11 protein-coding genes are annotated in these 11,929 nt (G+C 61.6%); 4 read left to right on the top strand and 7 right to left on the bottom strand.

Going from position 1 to position 11,929, the window contains the following annotated elements; genetic code table 11:
- Positions 1-33: 33 nt before the first annotated feature.
- The 5 genes from ACK1VC_RS24040 to ACK1VC_RS24020 all read right to left on the bottom strand — a co-directional run bounded on the left by ACK1VC_RS24040 (position 34) and on the right by ACK1VC_RS24020 (position 4,794).
- Positions 34-651, bottom strand: a complete 618-nt coding sequence (locus ACK1VC_RS24040) for an FKBP-type peptidyl-prolyl cis-trans isomerase (protein WP_016484828.1) — start codon at positions 649-651, stop codon at positions 34-36.
- Between the two features lie 85 nt (positions 652-736).
- The gene (locus ACK1VC_RS24035; RefSeq protein ID WP_016484827.1) at positions 737-1,042 is read right to left on the bottom strand and encodes a DUF6482 family protein; all 306 of its coding nucleotides are present in this window, start codon (positions 1,040-1,042) and stop codon (positions 737-739) included.
- Positions 1,043-1,170: 128 nt separating this feature from the next.
- Entirely contained in the window at positions 1,171-1,659 is a 489-nt protein-coding gene (locus ACK1VC_RS24030) for a TIGR00645 family protein (RefSeq protein WP_003247486.1), read from the bottom strand.
- 196 nt (positions 1,660-1,855) lie between these two features.
- Positions 1,856-2,194 (bottom strand): PA4575 family protein, encoded by a 339-nt coding sequence (locus tag ACK1VC_RS24025; protein ID WP_016484826.1) that lies wholly within the window; start codon positions 2,192-2,194, stop codon positions 1,856-1,858.
- 161 nt (positions 2,195-2,355) lie between these two features.
- A complete protein-coding gene (locus tag ACK1VC_RS24020) occupies positions 2,356-4,794 on the bottom strand; it encodes a Lon protease family protein (RefSeq protein ID WP_449118057.1) in 2,439 nt (812 codons plus the stop codon).
- 250 nt (positions 4,795-5,044) lie between these two features.
- Here ACK1VC_RS24020 and ACK1VC_RS24015 point away from each other — a divergent pair, with 250 nt between their 5' ends.
- From ACK1VC_RS24015 to ACK1VC_RS24000, 4 genes are all read left to right on the top strand, one after another.
- Entirely contained in the window at positions 5,045-5,533 is a 489-nt protein-coding gene (locus tag ACK1VC_RS24015; RefSeq protein ID WP_016484824.1) for a DUF3015 domain-containing protein, read from the top strand.
- A gap of 70 nt (positions 5,534-5,603) precedes the next feature.
- On the top strand, positions 5,604-7,457 hold the full coding sequence (locus ACK1VC_RS24010) for an Lnb N-terminal periplasmic domain-containing protein (RefSeq protein WP_016484823.1): 1,854 nt from the start codon (positions 5,604-5,606) through the stop codon (positions 7,455-7,457).
- Positions 7,458-7,548: 91 nt separating this feature from the next.
- Positions 7,549-7,905 (top strand): hypothetical protein, encoded by a 357-nt coding sequence (locus ACK1VC_RS24005; RefSeq protein WP_016484822.1) that lies wholly within the window; start codon positions 7,549-7,551, stop codon positions 7,903-7,905.
- 68 nt (positions 7,906-7,973) lie between these two features.
- A complete protein-coding gene (locus tag ACK1VC_RS24000; protein ID WP_191087249.1) occupies positions 7,974-8,471 on the top strand; it encodes a GreA/GreB family elongation factor in 498 nt (165 codons plus the stop codon).
- Between the two features lie 33 nt (positions 8,472-8,504).
- Here ACK1VC_RS24000 and gdhA read toward each other — a convergent pair whose 3' ends face one another.
- Together gdhA and ettA are read right to left on the bottom strand one after the other, a co-directional pair.
- Positions 8,505-9,845: an NADP-specific glutamate dehydrogenase gene (gene gdhA, locus ACK1VC_RS23995; RefSeq protein ID WP_016484820.1), complete on the bottom strand. Its 1,341-nt coding sequence runs from the start codon at positions 9,843-9,845 to the stop codon at positions 8,505-8,507.
- A gap of 221 nt (positions 9,846-10,066) precedes the next feature.
- A complete protein-coding gene (gene ettA, locus ACK1VC_RS23990) occupies positions 10,067-11,734 on the bottom strand; it encodes an energy-dependent translational throttle protein EttA (RefSeq protein ID WP_016484819.1) in 1,668 nt (555 codons plus the stop codon).
- Positions 11,735-11,929: the final 195 nt, after the last annotated feature.

Below are 11,929 nucleotides of genomic sequence, written 5' to 3'. Positions count from 1 at the left end.
CCGCGAATGGGCCGCAACGCGGCCCCAGCGGTGTTACAGAACGTCGAGCAGCTCGACGTCGAACACCAGCACGCTGTGCGGCGGGATGCTGCCAACGCCTTGGGCGCCGTAGGCCAGCTCGCTTGGCACGTACAGGCGCCATTTGCTGCCAGCGTTCATCAGCTGCAGGGCTTCGGTCCAGCCAGCAATCACGCCACCCACCGGGAATTCAGCCGGCTGGCCACGCTCGTAGGAGCTGTCGAACACGGTACCGTCGATCAGGGTGCCGTGGTAGTGCGTACGCACGTTGTCTTCGCGGGTCGGCTTGGCGCCTTCGCCTGCGGTCAGGACTTCAAACTGCAGGCCAGAGGCCAACGTGGTGATACCATCACGCTTGGCGTTTTCAGCCAGGAATTCCTTGCCAGCGCCAGCTGCGGCTTCAGCCTTGGCAGCCGCTTCGGCTTGCATGATGTCGCGGATCACTTTGAAGCTGGCCGACAGGTCGGCTTCGCTGACACGGCTGTCGGCGCCATTGAAGGCGTCGGTCAGGCCGGCCAGGATGGCTTCCAGGCTTACACCTGGTGGCGGGTTGTCGCGCAGCTGGCCGCCCAGCTGACGGCCGATACCGTAGCTGACGCGCGTTTCGTCGGTAGACAGATTGAGTTCGGACATTGTCGTGCTCCACTGCAGGGCGCAGTGCAGCCGCGCCCTTGATGAAAAGGGCGAGCAGCCTAGCACACTGGGCAGCTGCGAGCAGCTACCACGCCGAACGCTGGGAAATCGGCACCTTGAGGTCTTCTTCCGGGTGTGAACCCATGCCGCACATTTCGTCCTGCACCGACCAGTGCACCAGGTTCATCGAGACCAGGGGAATGGTTTGCAGCAGCTTGCGGGCATCTTCCACCGAGTGCACGCGCAAGCGCTCGCCACGGGTGTCAGACAGGGGATGGGCGTGCCCTTTGAGCCGGGCTTCAATGAGATAATCGCCGCCTTCGATGGCGATCAGGTTCACTTCGTCGACATGGCCAGCCCTGGCCTCGAGATTAAGCTGATGCAGGTTCATGTAAGCACCTCGCGATGAGAACCAAACATGAGCGCTCATTTTTTGTACAGGCGGGCTGAAAGCACAAGCCAGAAACGACACCGCCCGTCCGTTTTGCAACAGACGGGCGGTGCATGCAGCAACCGGACTCAGTGCTTGGTCAGCTTGTCCAGGTAGCCCATGCAGAATGCCGAAACCACAAAGGTCATGTGGATGATCACGTACCACATCAGGTAGTCGGTGGAAATGTTCTGCGCATCCATGAACACCCGCAGCAGGTGAATGGAAGAAATCGCCACGATCGACGCAGCAACCTTCATCTTCAGTGACGAAGAATCCATCTTGCCCAGCCAGTTGAGCTTTTCCTTGCTCTCGTCGATGTCCAGTTGGGAGACGAAGTTTTCGTAGCCGGAAATCATCACCATCACCAGCAGGCCACCCACCAGCGACATATCGATCAGCGACAGGATCACCAGGATCAGGTCAGCTTCGCTCAGGGCGAATACGTTGGGCAGGACGTGGACCACTTCCTGGAAGAATTTCAGCGCCAGGGCCAGCAGGCCGAGTGACAGGCCGAAGTAGATCGGTGCGAGCAGCCAACGCGAGGCATACATCGCGTTTTCGAGAATACGTTCCATGGAGGGTTTTGGACTCGTCAGGTGACTAAAAAAACGACAGCGAGTATAGCCAGCCACCTGTTACAGCAAAAGCCCGGTGAATGCGGGCTGCTTTGCCGCCCATTCGCAGCACAAGGCTGCTCCTACAAGCGACCGCGATCTCCTGTAGGAGCAGCCTTGTGCTGCGAATGGGGCGCAAAGCGGCCCCCGGCATCAATCAGGTCTCAGGATGAAACTGATAATCCCCCAGATTTCGGCACCGCTCGCCATTGATCCGCCGCAACTGGGCCTGCAGGTGCAAACACCAGATCTGCGGGTCTTCGGATACCTGGTAGCCGTGCAAGGTCAGGCTGTCGACAATGGCGTTGAGCACCGATTCAGCCACCAACGGCCCATGAAACGGCCCTTGAGCCTTGATCGCGGAAGGTTGCTCACCGGCCATGCCGGCGGCGAACAGTAACGTCCACATGCCGTTGTCACCGGCCAGTGGGCGGATGCTGCATTCGATGCGGGTCACCAGGCCCAGGCACTGGCGTGTGAGGCTGAGGTTGCGCATGGCCGCGTCCCCTCCAATAAGCCTTGTTCAGCCTGACCACCAGGCTGTTTCCATCCTGAACGCTGATACTGTCCTTAAGTTCCAGCATAGAATAACCGTATCGAAAGATGGAAAACCGGCGCTGAACGGTAGCACATCGCCGCCAGCGCCGATTTATTGACTCAGGCCGGCTTGGCCTGTGCAATTACCTCTTCGAGGCGTTCCTTTTCTGCCTTCTCGATGTCTTCCTCGCTGATCATTTCGGCAATTTCCCGCAGGCGTTCCACCACGCGGGCATTGACGCTGCCCTCGGCAAACTGGCCTTGCTCATCGAGCACCCCGGCCTCCTCGCCCACCAGCAGGCTCAGCGCCTCATCAGCCTGGCTGACTGCGTAGACGTGGAACATGCCATTCTCCACGGCCTGCAGCACGCGCTCGTCAAGCATCAGCGTGGCCACGTTGGCACGCGGAATGATCACCCCCTGCTCACCGGTCAGGCCACGCGCCTCGCACAGGCGGAAGAAACCTTCGATCTTCTCGTTGACCCCACCCACCGCCTGCACTTCACCAAACTGGTTGATAGAACCGGTGATGGCGAAGCACTGCTTGAGCGGCGTGCGCGACAAGGCTGAAATCAGCGTGCAGGCTTCGCCCAGCGAGGCGCTGTCACCGTCTACATAACCGTAGGACTGCTCCAGGGCAATGCTCGCGGAAATCGCCAGCGGGAACTCCTGGGCATATCGGCTGCCCAGGTAACCGGTGAGGATCATCACACCCTTGGAGTGGATCGGCTGGCCAAGGTTGACCTCACGTTCGATGTCGACGATGCCGCTGCCGCCCGGGTAAACAGTGGCAGAAATACGCGCCGGCATACCGAACGCCGAGTCGCCCACTTCCAGCACGGTCAGGCCGTTGCACTTGCCAATGGCCGCACCCTCGGTGTCGATCAGGATGATGCCGGCCAGCATGTCGTCCAGCACCCGTTGCGAAACGCGCCCGGTGCGGGTGGCCTTGGCTTTGAGCGCACGTTCGATGTGCCCGGCGTCGGTCATTTCGTCACTGGCCAGCTGACGGATGAAATCGGCTTCGCTGACCAGCTGGAACAAGTCGCCGATGCGCGCCGACAGGCGTGACTGGTTCTCTGCCAGGCGGGCGCTGTAGGTGGCCAGGCGTGCGACCGCGTCACTGGTCAGCGGCGCCATGCCCTCCTCGTTGGTGCGGGTGCGCAACAGCTGGGCGAACTGCTCCAGGTTTTCGTCGACCATGGGCATGTCTTCGTCGAAGTCCACCAGCACGCGGAACATCTCCTGGAAGTCCGGGTCGTGGTCCTGCAGTGCGTAGTACAGCTGGCGGGAGCCGATAATCACCAGCTTCACGTTGAGCGGAATCATCTGCGGCTGAAGGCTGACGGTGGCAACACGGCCCAGCTCGCCGATCGGGGATTCCATCTTCAGCTTGCGCCACTGCAGGGCACGCTTGAGCGCATCCCACACGAACGGCTCGCCCAGCATCTTCTCCGCTTCAAGAATCAGGAAGCCGCCGTTGGCCCGGTGCAACGCGCCTGGGCGCAGCTGCCGGTACGAAGTGTACAACGCGCCCTGGTCGGTGCTGTATTCGATACGGCCGAACAGGTTGTCGTAAGTCGGGTGCGGCTCGAACACGACCGGCGCGCCGCCGGCGGCATGGTGGCCGACCACCAGGCTTGGGGCGTACTGCTCTTCAAGCAGCTTGCGTGCGGCGGCGTCGGTCTTGCTGTCGTCGACCAGTTGCTCGACCACGGTGCGCAGCAGGTTCAGCTGCACCGACTGCAGGTAGGCGCACACCGCTGCGTTCTCGGCGTACTTTTCTGACAGCGGCGCCAGCAAAGGCTGCAACGCGAGGGTGATGGTTTCTTCGTTGAGCTGGCGCAGCTGGTTGTTCGACTCACGCTTCCATTGCGGCAGGCTGGCCAGCTCTTCGTTCAGCTGTTCCTCCAGCAAGGCAATGTCTTCGTGAAACTGCTCGCGCACCGCTTCGGGCAACTGGGCGAACTCGGCTTCGTCCAGCGCCTTGCCATCGGCCATCGGCGTAAAGGCGACGTTGCTGGCATCGCGGTACAACGCAACGTCCTTTTCCAGCGAGGCCCGCTCGATCACATCCAGGGCGCGGTCATAGCGCTGGTTGAAGGCACGGTCGATGGCACCTTTTTTCTGCTGATACGACGGGTGCTCGAACACGGCCGGGAAGGTCGACAGCAGGTTGTCGATCAAACCGCCCATATCGCTGATGAACTCGGCGGCGCTTCCAGACGGCAACTCCAGCGCGCGTGGTTCCCGAGTGTCGTCGAAGTGGTTGACGTAAACCCAGTCGGCCGGGGTCTGCTGGCGCTTGCCCTCAGCCTTGAGGTAGCGCTTGACGAACGAGAAGCGCCCGGTGCCGGGCTCGCCCATCACATACACGTTGTAACCGGGGCGCGGCATGGCCACGCCGAACTGCAGGGCCTCGACAGCACGTTCCTGGCCCAGGACTCCGCGAAACGGCTCCAGATCGTCGGTGTGGGTAAAAGCAAACTGCTCGGGGGAGAAACGCCGGGTCAGGGCTTCAGGCGCGAGACGCAGGCGCGCAGCGACAGGATCGGGCATTGGGTTTCCTTACTTCGGCGGGCAGATGAGCAGCATTCTGGCGCTGCCCGCGCGCGCCTTGCAAGGCTCCACAGGACTTTATGTCGCAGCCGGTGCAGGTCATGTAGCAGCAAATTTTTCGCAATCAACAACGCAACCTTTAGATCGTGCCTAAACTCCAAGCTGCGCGGGTGGGTGAAAAGCTTTCCCGACCTGGCAACCGAGTTGCCAGAAACCCTGACCCTTGGTTAAGACAAAGAGAACAAATGCTATGAAACGGATTCTTCTGGGTACTCTGTTCACCGTGGTCTCGCTGAACGCCATGGCAGAAGCGCCAGGCGGCCCGAACTGCGGCTGGGGCAACATGCTGTTCGAAGGCCAGCGTGGCACGCCGGCACACTTCCTTGCTTCTACTACCAACGGCACCTCCGGTAACGCCACCTTCGGCATGACCTCCGGTACCAACGGCTGCTCCACCAAGGCTTCGCTGACCTACGGCGGCAAGTCCTGGTTTGCCATGAACGGCATGATGAACGAGCTGTCCGAAGACATGGCCATGGGCCAGGGCGAAGCGCTGACCACCTATGCCGTAGTGCTCGGCGTGGCCCCGGAAGACCGCGTCTACTTCAACTCGGTTACCCACCAGCACTTCAACCAGATCTTCAGCAGCGCCGATGTCACTGCCGAAACTGTCCACAGCAACACCCTGGCGGTTCTGAAGAGCGACCCACGCCTGGCCAAATACGCTACCGAGGCCTAAGCACTGCTGTTCCCGCCCCCACGGGGGCGGGTTTCGCCTTTTCGGCATCGTGAAGAAGTAGTTGCCCGATATGCTCAAACGCCTCGCTTCCCTGGCGCTGTGTGCCTGCGCCCCTGTTCATGCCGCGCCCGTGCTGGATCAAGGCCGTCTCCAGCAACTGGCCAATACCCCTTACTGGCTCGCCATTGGTCACTACGAAACCGCCAAGCTCGGCGGCTGGCGTAGCTATGTGGACGACGATGCGTTCTTCCTCGCCGCAGACGGTGCGCACCACCCGGATCAAGAACTCAAGGCTACGGTCGATGCGCTGTATGCCCCGGCCAGCCTAGGCGACAAGCACGCGCAGTGCGTGTTCCCCGCGCGCACCCGCTGGCTGCGCGAACAGCTCGACCTGCCAGGGTTGCCGCAGCCGGACTGCCAGGAATTCAAGACCTGGTACCAGTCGATCGACCCGCACAGCGCCGCGCTGATCTTCCCGGCGGCCTACCTGAACAGCCCGTCGTCGATGTTCGGCCACACCCTGCTGCGCATCGACCAGTCCAGCACCCGCAACGACGACACCACGCTGCTGAGCTACGCAATCAACTTCGGCGCCTACATCGAAGGCAGCGACAACAGCATCCTGTACGCCTGGAAGGGCCTGATGGGCGGCTACCCGGGGCTGTTCGCCCTGATGCCCTACCAGGAAAAACTGTCCGAATACCGCAGCCTCGAAAACCGCGACCTGTGGGAATACCAGCTGGACCTCACCCCCGAAGAAACCGGGCGCATGGTCGAGCATGTGTGGGAGTTGAAGCAGATCCAGTTCGACTATTTCTTCTTCGACGAAAACTGCTCGTATCGGTTACTGGAGCTGCTGCAAGTGGCTCGGCCGAGCCTGGACCTGACCTCGCAGTTCCCGCTGACCGCCATCCCCACCGATACGGTGAAGGCCGTGAAGCAGTCCGGCCTGGTCGCCAGCGAGGTTTACCGCCCCTCTCGCGAACGTGAGTTGCTCGCCCGGGCGGAGCCGCTTGATCACAATGAAAAGCATCAGGTGCTGGCCGTGAGTGCCAATACCGCACAGTTGCAGAGCCCCGAATTCAAGGCCCTGCCCCGTGAACGCCAGGCGTTGGTGCAGGACGCCGCATATCGCCTGGAGCGCTACCGGGCCAACGGCCAGGAGCGCGACCCCGGCCAAGCGAAGCGCAGCTTCGAACTGCTGCGCGCGATCAACAGCAACCCGCCGCCGCCCTTGCAGATCGAGCGCCCCGGCCTGCCCGAGGATGGCCATGACTCTCGCACCTGGCAACTGGGCGTGGGCACCCGTGAAGACCGCGCTTACGCCGAGTACGGCCTGCGCATGGCCTACCACGACCTGAACGACAATGCCTATGGCTTCCCGCTGGGTGCGCAAATCGAGATCCTGCAGTTGAAGGTACGCCAGTACGAGGGTAATGACTGGCAGGTACAGCGCCTGGACCTGGCCACCATTCGCTCGCTGACGCCCCGCAACGAACTGCTCAAACCCTGGTCGTGGCAAGTGGCCGGCGGCCTGGAGCGGGTGCCAGGCAAACATGATGACGAGGTGTTGGTCAGCCACGTGAACGGCGGCGCCGGCGGCACCTGGCAATTGGCCGACGGGTTGCTGGGTTTTGCTCTGGGTACGGTGCGGGTCGAGCATCACAACGACTTCGCCCAGTTCATCGCCCCGGCGGCAGGGTTCAATGGCGGCCTGCTGTGGCGCAACGGCTTGGGCAACATGACGCTGGAGGCCAAGGGTGATTACTTCACCAATGGCGAGGTGCGGCGCAAAGTGAGCCTGAACCAGCAGTGGGAAATCAGCCAGAACCTGGGGTTGAGGTTGAGTGCTTCGAGAGAGTTCAGCCACCTCGCTACTGCGCAGAACGAAGTCATGCTCGAATTGAAGTGGTACCACTACTGAGTGATCCAATCGACTCTTTGACACTGTTTTGACAGCTCCTCGACAAATGGCCACCTAGACTTTCCACCATCAACTGGAGGGTTTTGTGGTCATGTCGCGGTACTGGTTCGGCGTGTGCATTGCGTTGTTGCTGTCAGGTTGCGAAACCACCCACGAGCAGATGCTCACCCATGGTTATCCCCCTGCCTATGCCGATGGCTTTCAGGACGGTTGCAGCAGCGGCCGCCAGGCGGCCGGGCTGATGGTGGGCGGCTTCAGCAAAAACGTGCCGCGCTACCTGCACGAGCGCCAGTACGAAACCGGTTGGGACGACGGTTTCCGCCAGTGCCATGCCATGCAGAACAGTGAAGAACAGCGCGCGTACCACGAACGCTTCTGGGACCAGCGCGACCGCGAGTGGGAGCAGGAAAAGGACCGAGGCGCTGCCAAGGCTTATCGCCACAACTGAGTCGCAAACGGACATCCCTTGAAACCGACGGCCTGCCATGATGGTCTCCTGCACACAGGAGGCCCCGCATGAGCCGAGCATTCGTCAACGAAGACCAAGCTGCCGCCCAGGCCGACCAGCCGGTGGAGCGACGCGTCAGCGAACAACCCAACTACGTCACCGCCAACGGCCTGCACCTACTGCAAACGCGCGTGGCCGGGCTGAATGCCTTGCGCAGCGAACTGCAGGCGCAGGGCGAGCGTGGCGACAAGCAGCGGCTGGCCGATACCGAGCGGGACCTGCGTTACTTCAGTGCACGGGTGCAGAGTGCCCAGGTGGTGCCGGCAGCCACTTCACGCAGCAAGGTGCAGATTGGTAGCCGCGTACGGTTTGTCGATGCGCAGGACCAGGAGCAGGTGGTGCAGCTGGTAGGCGAGGATGAAGCGGATGCTGGGCGGGGGCTGATCAACTGGGGTTCGCCGCTGGGACGGGCGTTGCTGGGCGCGCGGCCAGGGAATGAGGTGGTTTGGCGGCGGCCGGCGGGGGATCAGGTGATTGAAGTGGTCGAGATCGAAGGTGAGCCCTGAAGGGGCCGCTATGCGGCCCCAAAAAACTTCAGGTCAGACTACGCCTTGGGCCAGCATCGCATCAGCCACTTTCACAAAGCCTGCGATATTCGCACCTTTGACGTAGTTGATACGGCCATCCGCCTCTTCACCGTAGTGCACGCAAGCATGGTGAATCGACTGCATGATGTTGTGCAGCTTGCTGTCCACTTCACCGGCAGTCCACAGCAGGCGCATGGCGTTCTGCGACATCTCCAGGCCCGACACGGCCACGCCGCCGGCGTTGGAGGCTTTGCCCGGGGCATAGAGGATGCCGGCGTCCAGGAAGATATCCACAGCTTCGAGGGTGGTCGGCATGTTGGCACCTTCGGCCACACAGATGCAGCCATTGCGCAGCAGGGTGCGGGCGTCTTCGGCGCCCAGCTCGTTCTGCGTGGCGCACGGCAACGCGATGTCGCACTGCAGGCTCCACGGGGTCTGGCCCTTGCGGAACTCAAGGCCGAACTGCCCGGCCAGCTCGCTGATGCGGCCACGCTTGACGTTCTTCAGTTCCATCAACGCGTCCCACTGGGCATCGGTCAGGCCGGCTTCGGCGTACAGCGTGCCTTCGGAGTCGGACAGCGAGATCACCTTGCCGCCCAGGTCCATCACTTTGCGCGCCGCATACTGGGCCACGTTGCCCGAACCGGAAACTGCCACGCGGCGGCCGTCGATACGCTTGCCTTGGCGCTTGAGCATTTCTTCGGCGAAATACACGCAGCCGTAGCCGGTGGCTTCCGGGCGGATGAGGCTGCCGCCGTACGTCATGCCTTTACCGGTCAACACCGAGGTGAACTGGTTGGCCAAGCGTTTGTACTGGCCAAACATGAAGCCGATTTCGCGGGCACCCACGCCAATGTCACCGGCCGGCACGTCGCAGTCAGCGCCAATGTGGCGGTACAGCTCGCTCATGAACGCCTGGCAGAAGCGCATCACTTCGGCGTCGCTCTTGCCTTTAGGGTCGAAGTCCGAGCCACCCTTGCCGCCGCCCATGGGCAGCGAGGTGAGGGAGTTCTTGAACACTTGCTCGAAGGCCAGGAACTTCAGCACGCTGAGATTCACCGACGGGTGGAAGCGCAGGCCGCCCTTGTAAGGACCGATGGCGCTGCTCATCTGGATGCGGTAGCCGCGGTTGACCTGCACCTTGCCCTGGTCATCGACCCAGGAAACGCGGAACAGCACCGCGCGCTCAGGCTCTACCATACGCTCGAGAATGCCCGATTGCAGGTAGTGAGGGTTGGCTTCAAGGAATGGCCACAGGGTGCGCAGCACCTCTTCCACCGCCTGGTGGAATTCCGGTTGGCCAGGGTCACGCTGCTGCAGGCGTGCAAGGAAATTGTCGACAGATTCGATCATGGTAGACATCTCACCAAGAGGATTAGACTTATTGGTTTTTTTTCGAATGTACCAAGAAGCAATCGCACTGGAATAGGGCGAAATGTCGTTTTTTTGAAATTATTTGGTGCGTTTTATATAAGTGTATACAAAGAGCGAGCCCCATAAGCTGTTTACCCGCGTATGGCAGGCACAAAAATGGGGCCCCGAAGGGCCCCATTCTTGTGCATCAGAACGCCGGCTTACTGGGCCAGTTTCTTGTGCCGTACACGGTGCGGCTGGGCAGCAGCATCACCCAGGCGCTTCTTGCGGTCGGCTTCGTACTCGGTGTAGTTGCCTTCGAAGAACACCACGTTCGAGTCGTCTTCGTACGCCAGGATGTGGGTAGCCACACGGTCCAGGAACCAACGGTCGTGGGAAATCACGATCGCGGCGCCCGGGAAGTCCAGCAGGGCTTCTTCCAGCGAACGCAGGGTTTCGACGTCGAGGTCGTTGGACGGTTCGTCGAGCAACAGGACGTTACCGCCCTCCTTCAGGGTCAGGGCCAGGTGCAGGCGACCGCGCTCACCACCGGACAGGTCCTTGACGAACTTCTGCTGGTCGCCACCCTTGAAGTTGAAGCGGCCAACGTAGGTACGCGACGGGATCTCGTAGTTGCCGATGCGGATCTGGTCGGAACCGTCGGAAATCTGCTGGAACACGGTCTTGGCGCCGTCCAGGTCTTCGCGGCTCTGGTCCACGCAGGCCAGTTGCACGGTTTCACCGATCTCGATGCTGCCCGAGTCCGGCTGCTCCTTGCCCATCAGCATGCGGAACAGGGTCGACTTACCAGCACCGTTACCGCCGATCACGCCGACGATGGCGCCTTTTGGCATGGAGAACGACAGGTTGTCGATCAGCACGCGGTCGCCGTAGCCTTTGGATACGTTCTTGAACTCGATGACCTTGTCGCCCAGGCGCGGGCCAGCCGGGATGTAGATCTCGTTGGTTTCGCTGCGTTTCTGGAATTCCTGCGACTGCATTTCTTCAAAGCGCTGCAGACGGGCCTTGGATTTGGACTGGCGAGCCTTGGCGCCTTTGCGCACCCACTCCAGTTCCTCTTTCATGGCCTTCTCGTGGGCGCTCTGCTGCTTGGATTCCTGCGCCAAGCGGTCCGACTTGGCTTCCAGCCAGCCCGAGTAGTTGCCTTCGTACGGAATGCCGGCGCCGCGGTCCAGTTCCAGGATCCAGCCAGCAACGTTGTCGAGGAAGTAACGGTCGTGGGTAATGGCTACCACGGTGCCCGGGAAGTCGTGCAGGAAGCGCTCAAGCCACGCCACCGAATCGGCATCCAGGTGGTTGGTCGGTTCGTCGAGCAGCAGCATGTCGGGGGCCGACAGCAGCAGGCGGCACAGGGCCACACGGCGCTTTTCACCACCGGACAGGTGTTCGATTTTTGCGTCCCAGGCCGGCAGGCGCAGGGCATCGGCGGCCACGTCCAGCTGGCGCTCCAGGTTGTGGCCGTCGGCGGCCTGCAGGATGGCTTCCAGCTTGGCCTGCTCGGCGGCCAGCTTGTCGAAGTCGGCATCCGGGTCGGCGTAAGCGGCGTAGACCTCGTCCAGGCGGGCCTGGGCGTCCTTGATCACGCTGACCGCTTCCTCGACCACTTCGCGCACGGTCTTGGTCGGGTCCAGTTGTGGCTCCTGCGGCAGGTAGCCAACGTTGATGTCGGGCATCGGACGGGCTTCGCCGTCGAATTCCTTGTCGACGCCCGCCATGATCCGCAGCAGGGTCGATTTACCGGCGCCGTTCAAGCCGAGCACGCCAATCTTGGCGCCTGGGAAGAACGACAGGGAAATGTTCTTGAGAATTTCCCGCTTCGGCGGCACGACCTTGCTCAGCCGATGCATGGTGTAGACGTATTGAGCCAAAACCAAGCCCTCTAATTCAGATAGGTAAAGACATCGACGATCGCCCAGGCAGCATGGCCAGGGGGATGCGTGTTCGGGTGTCATTGGACAAAGACGACCATTCTACGCCAACGCGCGGCGTTGCATAGGAGGGGCCGTGGGTGGGGTGGGATCGGTGTTGTCCCTGGGGGGCATTTGTTGGCTTTGCCGGCCTCT

The organism is Pseudomonas sp. XP2 (assembly GCF_053557975.1).
Note: the sequence above shows the minus strand (reverse complement) of the source record. Positions and strands in the feature narration are given on the sequence as shown.